18 protein-coding genes are annotated in these 17,168 nt (G+C 61.4%); 13 read left to right on the forward strand and 5 right to left on the reverse strand.

The features are described from left to right. A complete protein-coding gene (serA, locus tag FEU76_RS06060) occupies positions 1–1,245 on the reverse strand; it encodes a phosphoglycerate dehydrogenase (RefSeq protein ID WP_144981353.1) in 1,245 nt (414 codons plus the stop codon). A gap of 274 nt (positions 1,246–1,519) precedes the next feature. Between serA and FEU76_RS06065 the strand changes: the two genes are divergently transcribed. The 5 genes from FEU76_RS06065 (at position 1,520) to FEU76_RS06085 (ending at position 6,120) form a co-directional block, all read left to right on the forward strand. Beyond that, positions 1,520–1,804: an exodeoxyribonuclease VII small subunit gene (locus FEU76_RS06065; RefSeq protein WP_039178661.1), complete on the forward strand. Its 285-nt coding sequence runs from the start codon at positions 1,520–1,522 to the stop codon at positions 1,802–1,804. Beyond that, positions 1,798–2,691 carry a farnesyl diphosphate synthase gene (locus tag FEU76_RS06070; protein ID WP_144981356.1) on the forward strand — a complete coding sequence of 298 codons (894 nt, stop codon included), beginning with the start codon at positions 1,798–1,800 and terminating at the stop codon, positions 2,689–2,691. Before FEU76_RS06065 ends, FEU76_RS06070 begins: the two co-directional genes overlap by 7 nt. Positions 2,692–2,730: 39 nt before the next feature. Then, positions 2,731–4,641 (forward strand): 1-deoxy-D-xylulose-5-phosphate synthase, encoded by a 1,911-nt coding sequence (gene dxs, locus FEU76_RS06075; protein ID WP_186299108.1) that lies wholly within the window; start codon positions 2,731–2,733, stop codon positions 4,639–4,641. A 28-nt stretch (positions 4,642–4,669) separates the two neighbouring features. Next, positions 4,670–5,431 (forward strand): co-chaperone DjlA, encoded by a 762-nt coding sequence (gene djlA, locus FEU76_RS06080; protein WP_144981362.1) that lies wholly within the window; start codon positions 4,670–4,672, stop codon positions 5,429–5,431. A 65-nt stretch (positions 5,432–5,496) separates the two neighbouring features. After that, positions 5,497–6,120 carry a glutathione S-transferase family protein gene (locus FEU76_RS06085; RefSeq protein ID WP_039178675.1) on the forward strand — a complete coding sequence of 208 codons (624 nt, stop codon included), beginning with the start codon at positions 5,497–5,499 and terminating at the stop codon, positions 6,118–6,120. A 76-nt stretch (positions 6,121–6,196) separates the two neighbouring features. Here FEU76_RS06085 and cheZ read toward each other — a convergent pair whose 3' ends face one another. From cheZ to ribA, 3 genes are all read right to left on the reverse strand, one after another. Next, entirely contained in the window at positions 6,197–6,850 is a 654-nt protein-coding gene (gene cheZ, locus FEU76_RS06090) for a protein phosphatase CheZ (RefSeq protein WP_446718795.1), read from the reverse strand. A gap of 380 nt (positions 6,851–7,230) precedes the next feature. Next, on the reverse strand, positions 7,231–7,623 hold the full coding sequence (trhA, locus tag FEU76_RS06095) for a PAQR family membrane homeostasis protein TrhA (RefSeq protein WP_260851361.1): 393 nt from the start codon (positions 7,621–7,623) through the stop codon (positions 7,231–7,233). A 36-nt stretch (positions 7,624–7,659) separates the two neighbouring features. Beyond that, positions 7,660–8,295, reverse strand: a complete 636-nt coding sequence (gene ribA, locus FEU76_RS06100; RefSeq protein WP_039178678.1) for a GTP cyclohydrolase II — start codon at positions 8,293–8,295, stop codon at positions 7,660–7,662. Between the two features lie 218 nt (positions 8,296–8,513). On the opposite strand from ribA, the gene hemE reads away from it, so the two are divergent. The 8 genes from hemE to FEU76_RS06140 all read left to right on the forward strand — a co-directional run bounded on the left by hemE (position 8,514) and on the right by FEU76_RS06140 (position 16,551). Next, positions 8,514–9,629, forward strand: a complete 1,116-nt coding sequence (gene hemE / locus FEU76_RS06105; RefSeq protein WP_016915400.1) for a uroporphyrinogen decarboxylase — start codon at positions 8,514–8,516, stop codon at positions 9,627–9,629. After that, positions 9,626–10,486 carry a polyamine aminopropyltransferase gene (speE, locus tag FEU76_RS06110; protein WP_039178680.1) on the forward strand — a complete coding sequence of 287 codons (861 nt, stop codon included), beginning with the start codon at positions 9,626–9,628 and terminating at the stop codon, positions 10,484–10,486. Before hemE ends, speE begins: the two co-directional genes overlap by 4 nt. Positions 10,487–10,574: 88 nt before the next feature. Beyond that, positions 10,575–11,585, forward strand: a complete 1,011-nt coding sequence (locus tag FEU76_RS06115; RefSeq protein WP_144981368.1) for an amino acid ABC transporter substrate-binding protein — start codon at positions 10,575–10,577, stop codon at positions 11,583–11,585. A gap of 224 nt (positions 11,586–11,809) precedes the next feature. Further along, entirely contained in the window at positions 11,810–12,835 is a 1,026-nt protein-coding gene (locus FEU76_RS06120; RefSeq protein ID WP_039178684.1) for an amino acid ABC transporter substrate-binding protein, read from the forward strand. A gap of 98 nt (positions 12,836–12,933) precedes the next feature. Beyond that, positions 12,934–14,124, forward strand: a complete 1,191-nt coding sequence (locus FEU76_RS06125) for an amino acid ABC transporter permease (RefSeq protein ID WP_039178686.1) — start codon at positions 12,934–12,936, stop codon at positions 14,122–14,124. 21 nt (positions 14,125–14,145) lie between these two features. Further along, a complete protein-coding gene (locus FEU76_RS06130; protein WP_039178688.1) occupies positions 14,146–15,246 on the forward strand; it encodes an amino acid ABC transporter permease in 1,101 nt (366 codons plus the stop codon). 86 nt (positions 15,247–15,332) lie between these two features. Then, positions 15,333–16,061, forward strand: a complete 729-nt coding sequence (locus FEU76_RS06135; RefSeq protein WP_039179251.1) for an amino acid ABC transporter ATP-binding protein — start codon at positions 15,333–15,335, stop codon at positions 16,059–16,061. A 97-nt stretch (positions 16,062–16,158) separates the two neighbouring features. Beyond that, a complete protein-coding gene (locus tag FEU76_RS06140; RefSeq protein ID WP_039178691.1) occupies positions 16,159–16,551 on the forward strand; it encodes a RidA family protein in 393 nt (130 codons plus the stop codon). Here FEU76_RS06140 and FEU76_RS06145 read toward each other — a convergent pair. After that, entirely contained in the window at positions 16,548–17,141 is a 594-nt protein-coding gene (locus FEU76_RS06145; RefSeq protein ID WP_144981371.1) for a histidine phosphatase family protein, read from the reverse strand. The genes FEU76_RS06140 and FEU76_RS06145 overlap by 4 nt on opposite strands. Positions 17,142–17,168: the final 27 nt, after the last annotated feature.

The following is a 17,168-nucleotide window of genomic DNA, read 5'->3' on the forward strand; positions in this document are numbered from 1 at the left end:
TCAGCTGTTCTGCGCCGAGTAGAGAACGCGAATCTTCAGCGTGTGCTCTACCTGCTTCAATGCCTCCAGCGCCTGCGGGCCGTAGGCCTTGTCGACGTCGATGACCACGTAGCCTACCTTGTCGTTGGTCTGCAGGTACTGGCCGGAGATGTTGATGCCGTTTTCCGACAGCACGCGGTTGATCTGCGACAGCACGCCGGGCACGTTGTCGTGGATGTGCAGCAGGCGGTGCTTGTCCGGGTGAGCAGGCAGCGCTACTTCGGGGAAGTTGACCGACGTCACCGTGGTGCCGTTATCCGAGTAGGTGATCAGCTTCTCGGACACTTCGACCCCGATGTTCTCCTGCGCTTCCAGCGTCGAGCCGCCGATATGCGGCGTCAGGATCACGTTGTGCAGGCCACGCAGCGGGCTCTGGAACTCTTCATCGTTGCCCTTCGGCTCGACCGGGAAGACGTCAATGGCGGCACCGTTCAGCTTGCCAGCCTTCACGGCGTCGGCCAGCGCTTCGATCTCGACCACGCTGCCCCGGGCGGCGTTGATCAGGATCGCACCATCCTTCATGGCAGCGATTTCCTTCGCACCCATCATCCAGCGGGTAGAGGGCAGGTCCGGCACGTGCAGGCTGACCACGTCCGAACGACCCAGCAACTCCTCCAGACTGGCGACCTGGCTGGCATTACCCATGCCCAGCTTGGTGATCACATCGTAGTAGATCACGTTGAAGCCCAGCGACTCCGCCAGCACCGACAGCTGAGCGCCAATGCTGCCATAGCCCACGATACCCAGCGTCTTGCCGCGCGCCTCATGGGAGTTCTTGGCCGATTTCAACCAGCCACCCTGGTGCGCCAGCGCGTTTTTCTCGGGAATGCCACGCAGCAGCATAATGGCTTCCGCCAGCACCAGCTCGGCCACCGAGCGAGTGTTGGAATACGGCGCATTGAAGACCGCGATACCGCGCTTGAGCGCCGCATCCAGGTCGACCTGATTGGTCCCGATACAGAAACAGCCCACGCTGACCAGTTTCTCGGCGGCATCGAACACGCGCTCCGTCAACTGCGTCCGGGAGCGAATGCCGAGGAAGTGAACATCACGGATCTTGTCGATCAGTGCCTCTTCATCCAGCGATGTAGAGAGAGACTCGATGTTTTCGTAACCCGCGTTGTGAAAATTGTCCACCGCGCTTTGGTGGACGCCCTCGAGTAGCAGGATCTTGATCTTGCTCTTTTCCAGGGACGTTTTGGCCATGGCTGAATCAACCTCTATGGTCGGCGGCAGGCGCCGTGTATCGGTTCACGGAAGGCCCGTATGGTAGCACAGCCCCCGCCTTTCTCAGCGCTCCCGGATGATGAAAAGTCTGCGTTTTGAAGATGAACTCGGCACACGTCGGGGAATCCCGCCAGCGGGAGGCAGACGCCACCCCCTTGCCTCGGTGTATACTGTGCGTTTATTTGACTGGCATCCGGCCACTTTCGCCGCCCGCACCGAGCACAGGGCCCACGACAAACGGTAGGCATTGACCATGAGCACCCCTCCCCAAGATTTTGCTGCCACGGTGACCGAGCTTGAAACCATCGTGGAACGCCTGGAGTCAGGCGAACTCTCATTGGAAGATGCCCTGACCGCCTTCGAGCAGGGCGTGCGGCTCACTCGCGATGCCCAGCAGCGCCTCGACAGCGCCGAGCTGAAAGTGCGCGCGCTCAGCGAAGCCCCCGAAGGCAAGCTGGACGTGGCTCCCTTCCATGCCGCACCAGAGCCGTCAGCCGCTCAGGGACACGACGACAGCGAGGAAACGCCCCCATGGTAACGGCCCACGACACACCGCTGGCCACGCTGCGCCGCGCCAGCAACGCCCGCGTCGATGCCACCCTGGCGGCGCTGTTCGAGTCTCGGCCCGCTATCGAGGCGCGCCTGGAGGCAGCCATGCGCCACGGCCTGCTGGTGGGCGGCAAGCGCCTGCGCCCGCTGCTGGTCTATCTGGCGGGGCGTGCCCTGGGAGCAGAAGACGACGCCCTGGACGCCCCCGCGGCGGCCATCGAGCTGATCCACGCCTACTCGTTGATCCACGACGACCTGCCCGCCATGGATGACGACGACCTGCGTCGTGGCCAGCCCACGGTGCACAAGGCCTACGACGAAGCCACGGCCATTCTGGCAGGCGACGCCCTGCAGGCGCTGGCCTTTGAAGTCATGGCCAGCCGCCCGCACCCGCGCCTGGCTGCACTGGTATCTACCCTGGCGGTAGCCGCTGGCCGCGATGGCATGGTGGCAGGCCAGGCGCTGGACCTGGCAGCCGTGGGTGGCCATCCCGATGTCGAGGCACTGGCGCACATGCACGCCCACAAGACCGGCGCGCTGATCGTGGCGGCGGTCCGGATGGGTGGGCTGATCGCCGTCGAGGCCGACGACCCACGCCTGGCGGCACTGATTCGCTATGCACGCGCCATTGGTCTAGCCTTCCAGATTCACGACGACATTCTCGACGTCACCGGAGACACCGCCACGCTGGGCAAAACCTCCGGTGCCGACGCTGCCCGCGCCAAGCCCACGTATCCCAGCCTGCTCGGGCTGGCGGGCGCCCAGCAAAAAGCGAACGCATTGATCGACGAGGCCATTGCTGCGCTCGCCCCGCTTGGCGAGCCCGCCGCGCCCCTGGCCGATCTTGCCCATTACATGATCGAGCGCGACCACTAACGATACCTTTCACAACATACCCATGAAAACATGCCGCCTATGAAGCTGTTCGACGAGATACCCCGCGAGCGCCCGGCGACGCCGCTGCTCGACTCCTTTGACCACCCCGCGGCCCTGCGGGCCATGAGTCCCGGCCAGCTGGCGCAGCTGGCCGACGAGCTGCGCGCCTACCTGCTGTATAGCGTCGGTGTCACCGGCGGCCACTTTGGCGCAGGGCTCGGCGTGGTGGAACTCAGCGTGGCCCTGCACCACGCCTTCCACACCCCCAGGGACCGCCTGGTATGGGACGTAGGCCATCAGGCCTATCCCCACAAGATCCTTACCGGTCGCCGTGAGGCCATGCTCGGTATCCGCCAGCACGGCGGCCTGGCCGCGTTCCCCCGCCGCGCCGAATCCGAGTACGACACCTTCGGCGTTGGTCACTCCAGCACCTCGATCTCGGCGGCGCTCGGCATGGCCCTGGCCGCCCAGGCACAAAACGACCCGCGCCGCGTGTGTGCCATCATCGGTGATGGCGCGCTCACCGCGGGCATGGCCTTCGAAGCGCTGGCCCACGCCGGGCACGTCAACGCCAACATGCTGGTGGTGCTGAACGACAACGAGATGTCGATCTCCGAGAACGTCGGCGGTATCGCCACCTATCTGGCGCGGATGCTCTCCAGCAAGCCTTACCTGAAAATGCGCGAAGAGGGCAAGAAAGTGCTCTCGCATCTACCCGGCGCGCTAGAGTTTGCCAAGCGCACCGAAGAGCACATGAAGGGCATGGTAAGCCCCGCAACGCTCTTCGAAGAGATGGGCTTTCACTACGTGGGCCCCATCGACGGCCACGACCTGGACGCACTGACCCAGACCCTGCGCAACCTGCGTGACCAGAAAGGCCCCCAGTTTCTGCATATCAAGACGGTCAAGGGCAAAGGGTTCCTGCCGGCAGAGGCCGACCAGATCGGCTATCACGCCATCACCAAGCTGGAAAAAGTGCCCGCGTCCAGCGCGCCCCCGGTGAAGCCCCCCGCTGCGCCGAAGAAGAAGTACTGCAATGTGTTTGGTGACTGGCTGTGCGACATGGCCGCCGCCGACCCGCGCCTGATGGGCATCACTCCCGCCATGGGCGAGGGCTCGGATCTGATTCGCTTTGCGCAGACCTACCCCGAACGCTATTTCGACGTGGCGATTGCCGAACAGCACGCGGTCACCCTGGCCGCAGGCATGGCCTGCGAGGGCATGAAGCCCGTCGTCGCCATCTACTCGACCTTTCTGCAGCGTGGCTACGACCAGTTGATCCACGACGTGGCTGTGCAGGACCTGGATGTCACCTTCGCCATCGACCGAGCTGGCCTGGTGGGAGAAGACGGCCCGACGCACCACGGCAGCATGGACCTGTCGTTCCTGCGCTGCGTGCCCGGCATGGTGATTCTGGCCCCCGCCGATGAAGCAGAGTGCCGTGCCATGCTCAGCGCCGCCTATCACCACCCGGGCCCGGCCGCCGTTCGCTACCCCCGTGGCACCGGCCCCGGCGTGGCCATTCCAGACCATCTGGAGCCCATGGCGATTGGCCAGGCCGAGGTACGCCGCACCGGCACCAGCGACGGCATGCGCATCGCCCTGCTGGCCTTCGGCAGCATCAATGGTGCCGCCGCCGAGGTGGCCGAGAAGCTCAATGCAACGCATATCAACATGCGCTCCATCAAGCCGCTGGATCGCGACGCCGTGCTGCACGCCGCCGACGAGCACGAACTGCTGGTCACGCTGGAGGAGAACGTGATTGCGGGCGGCGCGGGCAGCGCGGTGAATGAGCTGCTCCACAGCGAAGGCGTTCAGGTCGAAGTACTGAACCTGGGCTTGCCGGACAGCTTCGTCGAGCACGGCACCCCCGCCGAGCTGCTGCGCGACTGCGGACTAGATGCTGCCGGCATCGAAGCGGCCATTCGTTCGCGCCTGCCGTCGCCTTGAGCCTTCTGACTAACTTGTTGAGACCGTTATGCTTTTTTTGATGATTCTGTTTGGTTTGATCGGCCTTGCCAGCGGCGGCCCCGTGGGCCTGCTGGTGGGGGCGGGTCTGGGCTGGTGGTTGGCACGCCAGCTGGGGCGCCGTTTGAATGCCGCCCGCACGCGCTTGCAGGAAGGTTTCCTGGAGTCGATCTTTTCGGTGATGGGCTGCCTTTGCCAGGCCGATGGCAAGGTCACGCCAGGTGAGCTGGGCATGGCCGAAAAGCTGTTCGATCAGATGCGTTTGCAGGGCGAGCACCGCGTCAAGGCGCGGGCCGCCTTCGAACGGGGCCGTGCCGACGACTTCGACCTGGAGGCCGAGCTGGCCAAGGTCAATCGCCTGACCCAGCGTCAGCCCATTTTGCGCCAGGTATTTTTGCAGGTTCAGCTCAGCGCGATTGCCGCCGATGGGGTCCTGCACCCCGCCGAGCATGAGATGATTCTGCGCGTGGCGCGGGGCGTTGGCTGCAGCGAGGCCGAAGTACAGCAGATCGAAGCTATGCTGCATGGCGCGGCGGCCAACTCCCAAGGCGCCAGCGAGGAAGCTCTGAAGGATGCCTATCGCGTACTGGGCGTGGCCGAAGACGCCAGCGATGCCGAGATCAAGAAAGCGTATCGTCGCCTGATGAGCCAGAATCACCCGGACAAGCTGGCGGGCAAGGGGCTTCCGGAGAGCATGCGCGAGGTGGCGCAGGCCCGCACCAGCGAGATTGGCAATGCCTACGAGCGCATCCGCGCGGCGCGGGGCCAGTAGCCCCGTGACAGGCGTTCAGGCAGTGGCTACAGTGAAGGCTTCACGGTACTGCCTGGAGCCGCCCCATGATCACCCTTTATAGCTTCCCTAACTCCCGCTCGCTGCGTGCCGCCTGGACGCTGGAAGAGCTGGGCCTGGCGTACCAGTGCCACCACGTAGCCCTGGACCAGGGCGCAGGGCAAAGCGCCGAGCATCTCGCTCGCCACCCGGATGGCAAGGTACCCGTGCTGGAAGACGGCGAACTGACGCTGTTCGAATCTGCGCCCATCTGCCGCTATCTCGCCGAACGGTATGGCGAAGGCCAACTGCTGCCACACAGCGTGGAGGAACGCGCCCAGGTAGATCAGTGGCTAAGCTTCATCGTCACCGAGATCGAGCAGCCGCTGTGGCTGCAGGCCAAGCACAAGTTCGCCCTGCCTCAGGACAAGCGCGTGCCCTCCGTACTGCCCACCGCCGCCTGGGAATTTCAGCGCGCCCTGACCGCCCTGGAGCGCCGCTACCACGGCCAGGAGACGCTGGTGGGCGATACCTTCACACTGGCCGACCTCTTCCTGACCCACACCTTGAGCTGGGCAGCGAGCATGAAACACCGCCTGCCGGAACCGCTGGTGGCCTACCGCGCCCGCCATGCCAACCGCCCGGCGCTGGCCCGTGCCGCGGAGAAGGAGCAGGCCGCAGCAAAGCATTGATCCATCGCTAAACGCTTTCAAAACCGTTGCTGGCAACGCATGGCAATGGTTTTGGCTCGATGTCGCTTGGCTTGGTCTAAAAGCCCAGCTCATCCAGCAGATCGTCTACTTGTTCCTGCCCTGCTACCACATCTGCCTTATTTTGGTTCACCTGCGGTCCGTTCCGCAGCTTGGCATGCTCATCTCGGCTATCTTCCACCTTAACGCCATCGGTGATATGAGGCACATTATCGACAAGCACCTGAACAAGCTGCTCTTCGATGAGCTTGATGACCTCCATCATTTTCTTGATCACCTGCCCGGTGAGATCCTGGAAGTCCTGAGCCATCATGATTTCAAGCAGCTCTTTTTGCGTCGCCCCGGTTGCGCTGGGAAGTTTGTTGTTCAAAAAGTCCTGGGTGTCTTCGAGGAGGCTGGGATCACCCTCTATCGTCGCCAGCTTCGCTGCCGCCAACTGCCAGCGCTTATTAAGTGCGGCGCCTTCTTCCTCAAGACCGTCTTGTAACGGCTGAGCACGCTCAACGGCATTCAATGCCCGCTCTGCGGCCTGCTCCGTCATGGAGGCGACATAGTTTAGACGGTCATTGGCATCCGGTATCGCTTGCGCCGCCTGGGTGATCTGCTGATCCAGGCCCAGCTCTTTCATGCTGTCCCGCAGCAGTCGCGTCAAGTGGCCTATGCGCTGCACCATCTCATCAGTACTGTCTTTTTTGCCCAGCACCGACGGCATGGTCATGTCGTGGGCGTTGTTAACAGTGCTCATGACAATCCTCTTGTTGGAAAAATCTTGTTGAATGTCGTTACGGGTGTGGCGATAGGCATCGCTATGCCAACCCGCCGTGATTGTTCAGGCCACACAGCATTACCTACATCCAGGACAGGAGCTACCCCTAATACTACTTTAGGCTTAATATTTTGAAGCGTGAGTTTTTCGGCTTGGGGTTTGTACGAAAAGTCTTATCTGCTAACTTTTCCTCCGGGTGCAAGCCATAAGTGCTGTACCTGCTCTCTCCAGGGGGATCGTCTTCACCGCTCATCAACAGCCGGATCATGGCCGTTTGCGCCAGGCCTGCCAAGACCCTGGGCAGCCGTGCTGCCAGTAAATAATCACTACGCCGCCGAAGCGTGGGGCAATACGGTGCTATAAACGGCAAAGTAGAAGGGGGTGTAGGTGCCTGCGATAAGGAGGTAAATCGCACAATGGTCAAGCAGTTGAAAACGCTGCTTCCAGCGGCGATGAGAAATGCCGTGGTAAAGGGTCGAGGCAGTGTAAAGCAGTAGCAGCGTTGTGCCGTAAAGACTCAGACTCACCACTTTCCAGGCATCCACGTGAGCAGCTACGCTGGCCGCCACCAGCAATATGACCATACCCACCAAGCTGAGTACCGCTCCAATGCCATGGGTAACGCTGTGCAGCCACTCTTCGAGGGGGCTGAGCTCCCCCTGCTCTTCAAGCGGCGGTTCATGCACGCCGACATACGATTCTTTTCGTACAGCTTTCATACTGGGGCGCTCCCGACCTCTGACGCCCCACCATTATCACCCCTTGCGCTCGATATCCACATCGCTGGCCTGGGTGAAGTCATCCAGCGCCATCATGTGGCCCAGCTTGCCCGCCTTGGTGGCCAGGTACTGCTCGTTATGCGGGTTGAGGCCGGTGGTGATGGGCTGACGCTCCACCACGTTGACCCCATCGCGGGTGAGCGCATCGACCTTGCGGGGATTGTTGGTCATCAGCTTGAGGGCCGTGACGCCCAGATGCTCGAGCATCGGCACGCAGAGATCGTAACGGCGCATGTCGGCACCGAAGCCGAGCTGCTCGTTGGCCTCCACGGTATCCGCCCCCTGGTCCTGCAAGTGGTAGGCGCGAATCTTGTTGAGCAGGCCAATACCGCGCCCCTCCTGACGCAGGTACAGCAGCACCCCGCGGCCTTCGCTGGCAATGCGCTTGAGGGCTTCCTGCAGCTGGTAGCCACAGTCGCAGCGCATGGAAAACAGCGCATCGCCCGTCAGGCACTCGGAGTGCACCCGCCCCAGCACCGGCGCGCCATCGCTCACATCGCCCAGGGTGAGCGCAATATGGTCTTTCCCCGTGGCATCGTCTTCGAAGCCATGCATGGTGAACGTGGCCCAGGGGGTGGGCAGCCGGGAAGCGGCGATGAAGCGAATGGTCACGGATTACCTCACAGATGAACCAGGCCAGTTATCCACATCAGTGTTGGCAAGTGGGCGCATAGTCTAACAGGAAGTGGCGCAAGCCTCACGATTGGCCGGGGTGCGACGATGTTGGCCAGCCAACAGGCGCCACCGCTGCCCAACTTCACGTACAATTCCTATCGTCGGATGTGCTGACTCCCTTACAATGCGGGCAAATTTTCCAAGAGCAAGTGTTTATGACCACCACACCTTTGCAGAACGACCGTTTTCTTCGCGCGCTGGCGCGCCAGCCTGTCGACCGCACTCCGGTGTGGATGATGCGTCAAGCGGGCCGTTACCTGCCCGAGTACCGCGCCAGCCGCGCCGATGCGGGCAGCTTCATGGACCTGTGCCGCAATCATGACCTGGCCTGTGAAGTCACCCTGCAGCCGCTGGAGCGCTACCCGCTCGACGCCGCCATTCTGTTCTCGGACATTTTGACCATCCCCGATGCCATGGGGCTGGGCCTGTACTTCGAAACCGGCGAAGGCCCCAAATTCAAGAAGACCGTACGCACCGCCGAAGAAGTCGCCGCGCTCACCGTGCCCAATGCCGAGCGCGACCTGGACTACGTGATGCGGGCGGTCTCCACGATCCGTCGTGAGCTCAACGGCCGCATGCCGCTGATCGGCTTTTCCGGCAGCCCCTGGACACTGGCTACCTACATGGTCGAAGGCGGCTCCAGCAAGGACTTCCGTCACCTGAAGACCATGCTGTACGACACGCCCGACACCATGCACCAGCTGCTGGACACCCTGGCGCAAGCGGTCACCGACTACCTGAACGCTCAGATTCGCGCAGGCGCTCAAGCGGTACAGATTTTCGATACCTGGGGCGGCGCGCTGTCCACCCCGGCCTACCTGGAGTTCTCGCTGCGCTACATGGAGCAGATCGTCTCCGGGCTGATCCGCGAGCACGATGGCCGTCGCGTACCGGTGATTCTGTTCACCAAGAACGGTGGCCAGTGGCTGGAGCACATTGCCTGTGCCGGTGCCGACGCATTGGGCATCGACTGGTCCACCGAGCTGTCCGACGCCCGCGCCCGCGTGGGCCACAAGGTGGCCCTGCAGGGCAATCTGGACCCCAACGTGCTGTTTGCGCGCCCTTCGGCCATTCGTGCGGAAGTGGCTCGCGTACTGGAGAGCTACGGCCACGGCCCTGGCCACGTTTTCAATCTGGGCCATGGCATCAGCCAGTTCACCAACCCTGATCATGTCACCGCCTTCATGGAGGCGCTGCACGACTTGAGCCCGCAGTACCATCAGGGCATCCCGACTCAATCGAACGACTCATGCCCAGGAGCCAAGCAATGAGCGACCTACGCGACGACCAGTGGTTTACCGAAGTCTTTGATAGCCACGGCAGCGCTTTCTCGCTGAAAGTTTCTGAAAAACTGCTGGATGTGCAAAGCCCCTACCAGCACCTGGAAGTGTACGCCACCGAGACCTACGGCAACCTGATGGTGCTGGATGGCTGCGTGATGCTCACCGACCGCGACAACTTCCTGTATCACGAAATGATCGCCCACCCGGCGCTGTTCACCCATCAGGACCCCAAGCGCGTGGTCATCATTGGTGGCGGCGACTGCGGCACCTTGAAAGAAGTGCTGCGCCATCCGGGCGTCGAGAAGGTCACCCAGATCGATATCGACGAGGAAGTCACCAAGGCCGCCGAGCGCTTTTTCCCCGAACTCGTGGAAGCCAACGGCGACCCCCGCGCCGAGCTGCTGTTTGCCGACGGAGTGAAGTGGGTGGATGACGCGGCCGACGAGAGTATCGACCTGCTGATCATCGACTCCACCGACCCGGTCGGCCCGGCCGAAGGCCTGTTCAAGACCGACTTCCTGAAACGCTGCCACCGTATTCTGAAAAGTGGCGGAGTGATGGTGCAGCAGAGCGAGTCGCCGCTTTACCATAGCGGTTCGATCATTCGCGAACTGCGCAACGACATGCGCGAAGCGGGCTTCGACAGCGTGGCCACTTTGCCCTTCCCCCAACCGGTCTACCCCTCTGGCTGGTGGAGCGTGACGTTGGCAGGTAAAGGCACCAGCGTTGAAAGCTTCCGCGAAGAAGCTGCCGCCAGCCACGAAATGCCGCTACAGTACTACACAGCAGAGGCCCATCGTGGAGCCCTGGCGCTGCCCCCCTTCATGCGCAAAGCCTTTGCGTGAGATCGGGCATCGTTAGTGGAAAAGCCGGGCGCTGCTCGGCTTTTTTTATGCGCGCAGATCAGCGCGCTTCGACGTCAAGGAATCACACATGAAGAGTGTTCGTTGGTTGGGAGTAGGGGCCAGCCTGTTGGCACCGGCCATCGCCATGGCCAGCACGCTGGACACCGTCCAGAATCGCGATAGCCTGCGTTGCGGCGTGAATGCCGCCCAGCCCGGTTTCTCGTCACTGGATGACGACGACCAGTACCGGGGCTTGGATACCGACATCTGCCGCGCCATTGCCGCCGCCGCGCTAGGCGATGCCAACAAGGTGGACTTCGTGCCGCTGGACTCCGTGGAGCGCTTCACGGCCCTTCAGTCCGGTGAAGTGGACGTGCTGTCGCGCACCACCACCTGGACCTCCAGCCGCGATACCACGCTGGGCATGCACTTTACCGGCGTCAGCTATTACGACGGCCAAGCCTTCATGGTCGCCAGCGACCTGAACGTACAGAGTGCCAAGGAGCTAGACGGCGCCGCGGTATGCACCCAATCGGGCACCACCAGCGAACTGAACCTGTCCGATTACTTCAGGGTTCACGGCATGACCTATGATGCCGTGGTCTTCGACTCTCCCGAGCAGTCGATTGCCGGGTTCGAAGCAGGCCGCTGCGACGTGCTGAGCTCCGATGCCTCGCAGCTCTATGCCCAGCGGATGCAGCTGGCCGACCCCGACATGGCCGCGGTGCTGCCCGAGATCATCTCCAAGGAGCCGCTGGGCCCGGCCGTGCGCCAGGGCGACGATCAGTGGTTCAATATCGTCAAATGGACGCTGTTTGCCATGCTCAATGCCGAAGAGCTGGAAGTCACCCAGGCAAACGTGGACGAGCAGCTCGACAGCGACAACCCTGACGTGCAGCGCCTGCTGGGCCAGGATGGCGATTTCGGCAGCCCCATGGGCATCAGCGCCGACTGGGCCTACCAGGTCGTCAAGCAGGTAGGTAATTATGCCGACGTCTATGACCGCAATGTCGGCTCAGGGTCGGACTTCAACATTGCCAGAGGCCTCAACGGGCTCTGGAAAGACGGCGGTATTCAGTACGCCCCGCCGATTCGCTGACCGACGAGCCTACGGCCACCTGCCCACACCGGCGGCTACGCACCAAAACGGAGCATCGCGTAGCCGCTGGAGCACTTTTTTGCACCAATACTTTCGTTAAATTCGCTGATTTTACGTTGAAAACCGCTGAATTTGCCGACATATCTTTTTTGGCACCTTCCTTGCTAGCTTTTAGGCATGCATCGACATGCATAACATCATTAAATCGAGGAAGGGGAACACACATGGTTAACAAGAAACACCTGGTACTGCTTGCCTCTGCGGGTGCAATTACGCTGGCCGGTATCGCTACCGCGCAAGCGAACACATTAGAAGAAACGCGCTCTCGCGGTGCCGTACAGTGTGGCGTTAGTGATGGCTTGCCAGGTTTTTCCGCGCCGGACGATAGCGGCGAGTGGCAAGGTCTTGATGTTGACGTATGTCGTGCCGTGGCTGCCGCCGTATTGGGCGATGCGGACGCCGTTAACTACATTTCCCTGAACGCCGTCGAGCGCTTTACCGCGCTGCAGTCTGGCGAAGTCGATATCCTGTCACGTAACACCACCTGGACCACCACCCGTGACACCACGCTGGGCCTGAACTTCACCGGCGTGAACTTCTACGACGGCCAGGGCTTCATGGTCTCTACCGACCTGGGCATCTCCAACGCCTCCGAGCTGGATGGCGCTGCGATCTGTATCCAGTCCGGCACCACCACCGAGCTGAACCTGGCTGACTACTTCCGCGCCAACGGCATGGAATTCGATCCCATCGTTTTCGATACGTCCGAGCAAACCGTGGGTGGCTTCCAGGCGGGACGCTGTGACGTTCTGACCTCTGACACTTCTCAGCTGGCCGCACTGCGTATTCAGCTGGACGACCCGTCTGCTGCCATGATCCTGCCCGACGTCATCTCCAAGGAGCCGCTGGGCCCCGTGGTACGTCAGGGTGACGACCTGTGGTTCAACATCGTCAAGTGGTCTCTGTTCGCCATGATCAACGGTGAAGAGTACGGCGTGACCAGCGAAAACGCCGAAGAAATGCGCGGCTCCGACAACCCGGACGTGGCTCGCCTGCTGGGTCAGGACGGCAACTACGGTGAAGGCATGGGTCTGGATGCCGAGTGGGCCTACAACATCCTGAGCCAGGTAGGTAACTACGCAGAAAGCTTCGAACGTAACGTCGGCATGGATTCACCGCTGGAAATCGAACGGGGCGTCAACGCTCTGTGGAACCAGGGTGGCTTCCAGTACGCACCGCCGATTCGCTAAGCGTCTCGCTTGACCCCGGCCCGCCGGCCCTTGCCATCAACACTCAAGGGTATCGGCGGGCCATTTGATTGACCTTCCGTGTAGCGGAGACGCCATCCATGTCCGTAAGACCTAACGCTCGCCCCGTTGGCCAAAAGCCTCCGTTCTGGCGAGACCGCGCAAAGCGTGCGCTGATCTTTCAGTTTTTACTCATTGCTGCCGTTATTGCGTTTCTGTTCTATATCGTCGGTAATGTTCAAGACAACCTATCCTCTCGCGGGATCACTACCGGGTTCGGTTTTCTTAACAACACCGCAGGCTTCGGGATCGTTCAAAGTCTGATCGACTACTCCTCCCAAAGCACCTATGGCCGCACCTTCTTCGTGGGCCTGCTGAATACTCTGCTGGTGGGCGCACTGGGGGTCATTGCCGCCACCATCATCGGTTTCATCGTCGGGATTGCCCGTTTGTCGCCCAACTGGCTGATCGCACGACTGGCCACGGCGTATATCGAAACCTTCCGTAACATCCCGCTGCTGCTGCAGATTTTCTTCTGGTACTTTGCCGTATTGCGTACACTGCCCAGCGCCCGTGACAGCCTGGCATTCGGTGAGGTCATCTTTCTCAACGTGCGCGGCCTGTATCTTCCCGAGCCGTTATTCGAGTCCGGGTTCGGGCTGATTCCGGTCACGTTCATTGCGGCGATCATCGCCAGCATTGCGCTGGTGATCTGGAACAAGCGCCGTCAGGAGGCCACGGGGAAGCGCCTGCCAGCCTACTGGATCTCCTTCGCGATGATTTTCGGCCTGCCCCTGCTGGTGATGTTTGCCACCGGCGTGCCGATCACCTGGGATGTCCCCGAGCTGCGCGGTTTCAACTTCCGCGGCGGTGTCACCGTCATTCCCGAGTTCCTGGCGCTGTGGTTCGCGCTTTCGATTTATACGGCTGCGTTCATTGCCGAAATCGTGCGCTCCGGCATTCAGGCCATTTCCCATGGCCAAACCGAGGCCGCACAAGCGCTGAGCCTGCCGCGTAACCTGGTGCTGCGTCTGGTGGTCATTCCGCAGGCACTGCGGGTCATCATTCCCCCGCTCACCAGCCAGTACCTCAACCTGATCAAGAACTCGTCGCTGGCCACCGCCATTGGCTATCCGGACCTCGTTTCGGTCTTTGCGGGCACCACGCTGAACCAGACAGGCCAAGCCATCGAGGTCATTGCCATGACCATGGCGGTTTATCTGACCATCAGTCTGCTGGTCTCCATGTTCATGAACTGGTTCAACGCCCGTGTGGCGCTGGTTGAACGCTAGGCCGTTGGCGAGGACATTCCCATGATTCACAACCGAACGATGATCGAGCCAAAGCCGGCGCCCAGTAGTTCCGTGGGCCCTGTGGCATGGCTACGCAGCAACCTGTTCAACGGCCCGATCAACACGATCTTTACGCTGATCGGCCTGTATATTCTCTACCTGCTCGTGGTTCCCACGGTGCAATGGGCGTTCATCAACGCCGACTGGGTAGGCACCTCCCGCGAAGACTGCTCCCGGGAAGGCGCCTGCTGGGTGTTCATCAACGCACGCTTCACCCAGTTCATCTACGGCTTGTACCCGCGCTCGGAAATCTGGCGTGCCAATATCGTCTTTGCCGGGTTCTTCACCCTGATTGCCTGGCTGGCGATTCCACGCCTGCCCTTCAAGCGCTGGGTGGCCGTGTTTGCGCTGGTCGGCTTCCCCGTGATCGCCTACGTGCTGCTGCACGGCGGCTATTTCGACCTGCCGCGTGTGCCGACCCATCGCTGGGGCGGCCTGATGCTGACCCTGCTGCTGGCCACCGTGGGCATGGTAGGTGCGCTGCCGATCGGTATCGTGCTGGCCCTGGGGCGGCGTTCGAACATGCCCATCGTCAAGAGCTTCTGCGTCATCTTTATCGAGTTCTGGCGTGGCGTGCCGCTGATCACGGTGCTGTTCATGGCCTCGGTGATGCTGCCGCTGTTCATGCCTACCGGGGTCAGCGTGGACCGTCTGGTACGCGCCCTGATCGGCCTGACGCTGTTCCAGAGCGCCTACATGGCCGAAGTCATTCGCGGTGGTTTGCAGGCCATTCCCAAAGGCCAGGAAGAAGCCGCCGCCGCCCTCGGCATGACCTACTGGAAGCGCATGGGTCTGATCGTACTGCCCCAGGCTCTGAAAATGATGATTCCTGGTATCGTGAACACGTTCATTTCGTTGTTCAAAGACACTACCCTGGTCATGATCATCGGGCTATTCGATCTGCTGGGGATCGTGCAAGCGGCACTGGCCGACTCGCGCTGGCTGGGCTTCTCGCTGGAAGGCTATGTCTTTGCGGCCTTCATGTTCTGGATCTTCTGTTTCAGCATGTCGCGCTACAGCCAGTATCTGGAACGCAGGCTACACACCGGCCACAGGCGTTAACGCCGCTTTTATCAACGATTTTTTAGCAGGATAGTGACATGACACAAGCAGCTTCCCATAACCCTGGCACCGGTACTTCGGATCTGATGGTCGAAATGCGCGGCGTCAACAAGTGGTACGGCGATTTTCACGTGCTGCGCGACATCTATCTGGAAGTGAAGCGCGGCGAACGGATCGTCATTTGCGGGCCGTCCGGCTCGGGCAAGTCCACCATGATTCGCTGCATCAACCATCTGGAAGAGCATCAAAAGGGCGAGATCGTGGTCGGCGGCGTGCCGCTGACCCAGGACGTGAAGCGTATCGAGCAGATTCGTCGCAGCGTTGGCATGGTGTTCCAGCACTTCAACCTGTTCCCTCACCTCACCGTGCTGGAGAACTGCTGTATCGCCCCTATGTGGGTACAGAAAAAGCCGCGCAAAGAAGCCGAAGAGCAGGCCATGCGCTACCTGCAGCGGGTACGCATCGCCGAACAGGCCAAGAAATATCCCGGCCAGCTTTCCGGTGGTCAGCAGCAGCGGGTCGCCATTGCCCGCTCGCTGTGCATGCACCCGGACGTCATGCTGTTCGATGAGCCGACCTCGGCCCTTGACCCGGAAATGATCAAGGAAGTACTGGACGTCATGATCGAACTGGCCGAAGAGGGCATGACCATGCTCTGCGTGACCCATGAAATGGGCTTCGCCAAGACCGTGGCCGACCGCGTGATCTTCATGGACCAGGGCCAGATCATCGAAGAAAACGCTCCAGAGCCGTTCTTCAACAACCCGCAGTCCGAGCGCACCCAGCTCTTCCTGAGCCAGATTCTGGGGCATTGATTCGACTGCCAGCGCGTCATAATGCGTAACGTGGGCCTCAGCTGAGGCCCATTTTCATGGCCCTTCTGAATACCCCACATCACACCAGAGAGTCATCATGGAAAAACTGTTCATCGACCGCGCCCCACAGCCCATTGCGCCGTTCTCTCACGCCTGCCGCGTGGGCGACCTGGTGTTCATCACCGGCCAGATGCCGACCGTGCCGGAAACCAACGAAATGCTGCTGGGCACCTTTACCGAACAAACCCATCGAGTCATGCAGAACCTGGCCATCGTGCTGGAAGAGGTGGGCAGCAGCTTCGAGTACGTGGTGCAGTCACGGGTTTTCATCACCAACATGGGCCACTTCGATGAAGTGAACCAGGTCTACGCCAGCTACTTCGAGAAACCGCTCCCCACCCGTACCTGCATCGGCGTCACCGGCCTGGCAGGCGGTGCCGACGTGGAAGTCGACATGATTGCCTGGATTCCCCCCAAGGAAGGCGCTTAACCGCCTACCAGCGTGATGCTGGCCGGGGCCAGCGCGAGCTGCTCACGGTGCTGGGTCAATGGCTTTCCTGCCAGCGCCGTGAGCAGGATCTGCAGCGGGTCGCCATGGCTCACCACCAGCACCGTTTCCCCTTGCCAGCGCTGCTCCAGTGCTTCCAGCGTCGCGCACATGCGCGCTGCCACGCTGGTGAGCGGCTCTACCTGCCACTGCCGATGCGCGGCACTCTGGGTATCCTGCGCCCATACCTCGGGGTAATGGCTATCTGCCTGGCCTTCCAGCTCGCCAAAATGGCGCTCTCGCAAGCGCTCGTCGATGGCCATGCCCAACCCGAAGGCGCTGGCCACTCGGGCGGCAGTTCGAGTCGTGCGTAAAAAGTCCGAATGCACCACCTGGGTGGGCACCGGCCAACGCCAGTCCACCAGTGCATCGTCCAACTGCCGTTCGCCTTCGGGCGACAATCCATAGGCGTCTATTCCACGCTCGGGGGTGCTGATGATTCGCCCCTGCGCGTTGGCCTGGCTGTGGCCATGGCGCATCAGCAGATAACGGTTGCGCCAATGGTAGGAGGGGGTCAGGAAAGTGTTTGACATATCTTTGTAACAAACCCTAGATTGAGA

Source organism: Halomonas sp. C22, from assembly GCF_007655045.1.
GTDB lineage: Bacteria > Pseudomonadota > Gammaproteobacteria > Pseudomonadales > Halomonadaceae > Vreelandella > Vreelandella hamiltonii.

Coding starts and splice junctions, on each gene's coding strand:
- FEU76_RS06130 (WP_039178688.1), top strand. CDS start 14,146: ATGATTCACAACCGAACGATGATCGAGCCAAAGCCGGCGCCCAGTAGT.
- dxs (WP_186299108.1), top strand. CDS start 2,731: ATGAAGCTGTTCGACGAGATACCCCGCGAGCGCCCGGCGACGCCGCTG.
- cheZ (WP_446718795.1), bottom strand. CDS start 6,850: ATGCCGTCGGTGCTGGGCAAAAAAGACAGTACTGATGAGATGGTGCAG.
- FEU76_RS06140 (WP_039178691.1), top strand. CDS start 16,159: ATGGAAAAACTGTTCATCGACCGCGCCCCACAGCCCATTGCGCCGTTC.
- serA (WP_144981353.1), bottom strand. CDS start 1,245: ATGGCCAAAACGTCCCTGGAAAAGAGCAAGATCAAGATCCTGCTACTC.
- speE (WP_039178680.1), top strand. CDS start 9,626: ATGAGCGACCTACGCGACGACCAGTGGTTTACCGAAGTCTTTGATAGC.
- FEU76_RS06070 (WP_144981356.1), top strand. CDS start 1,798: ATGGTAACGGCCCACGACACACCGCTGGCCACGCTGCGCCGCGCCAGC.
- FEU76_RS06135 (WP_039179251.1), top strand. CDS start 15,333: ATGGTCGAAATGCGCGGCGTCAACAAGTGGTACGGCGATTTTCACGTG.
- FEU76_RS06125 (WP_039178686.1), top strand. CDS start 12,934: ATGTCCGTAAGACCTAACGCTCGCCCCGTTGGCCAAAAGCCTCCGTTC.
- FEU76_RS06085 (WP_039178675.1), top strand. CDS start 5,497: ATGATCACCCTTTATAGCTTCCCTAACTCCCGCTCGCTGCGTGCCGCC.
- djlA (WP_144981362.1), top strand. CDS start 4,670: ATGCTTTTTTTGATGATTCTGTTTGGTTTGATCGGCCTTGCCAGCGGC.
- trhA (WP_260851361.1), bottom strand. CDS start 7,623: ATGAAAGCTGTACGAAAAGAATCGTATGTCGGCGTGCATGAACCGCCG.
- FEU76_RS06120 (WP_039178684.1), top strand. CDS start 11,810: ATGGTTAACAAGAAACACCTGGTACTGCTTGCCTCTGCGGGTGCAATT.
- FEU76_RS06065 (WP_039178661.1), top strand. CDS start 1,520: ATGAGCACCCCTCCCCAAGATTTTGCTGCCACGGTGACCGAGCTTGAA.
- FEU76_RS06115 (WP_144981368.1), top strand. CDS start 10,575: ATGAAGAGTGTTCGTTGGTTGGGAGTAGGGGCCAGCCTGTTGGCACCG.
- hemE (WP_016915400.1), top strand. CDS start 8,514: ATGACCACCACACCTTTGCAGAACGACCGTTTTCTTCGCGCGCTGGCG.
- FEU76_RS06145 (WP_144981371.1), bottom strand. CDS start 17,141: ATGTCAAACACTTTCCTGACCCCCTCCTACCATTGGCGCAACCGTTAT.